This is a genomic window from Vibrio sp. 704 (genome assembly GCF_033339295.1).
Window position 1 is genome coordinate 1 of record NZ_JAWOUH010000786.1, and the last position, 572, is coordinate 572.

The 572-nt window shown below is 50.9% G+C and carries 1 protein-coding gene; it reads left to right on the plus strand.

All coding sequences use genetic code 11. From position 1 onward, the window contains the following. Positions 1–2: 2 nt before the first annotated feature. Positions 3–572, plus strand: a 570-nt coding sequence (locus R7R24_RS29110) for a pullulanase-associated domain-containing protein (RefSeq protein WP_318120513.1), incomplete at its 3' end; no start/stop codon positions are given.

Sequence of the window (572 nt, forward strand, 5' to 3'; positions counted from 1 at the left end):
ACGTGGACAATAAAACATTCAAATTATCAACGATTGCCAAAACCGTACTGCCTTTGATTTCCATCGCGGTCATCAGCGGTTGTGGCAGCGATAGCACAAGCGACGACACCACGAACCCAGGCTCTGGCCTATACCCTGCGGGAGAGAACGAGGTTGTCATTTACTACAAGCGCGATATTGCATCCGCATCAACGGCAAGCGACTACGAAGGTTGGGGCCTGCACTTGTGGAACGGCGAAGGCTGTACCAGCACCGACTTAGAAGCCATGGGTATTGCTGGCACAGGTACGGACTGGTCTGCACCGCGTCCATTCGATGGCATCAACGACACCTACGGCGCTTACTACGTACTGAAAGTGAACCCAGATGCGTCTGATCCGCACGAATGTATGAACTTCATTCTGCACAAAGGCGATGAGAAAGCCTTCGGTAGCTCGAACTCAAAAGTGGAGCTGACCAAAATTGGCGAATCTAAGGGTCTATTTGGCTTCCACGGCAGCAGTGAGCTTTACTACGAGCCAATCGAAGAACGTCCAGTCGATATTGATGGTCAAAAAGCGCATTGGTTAGAT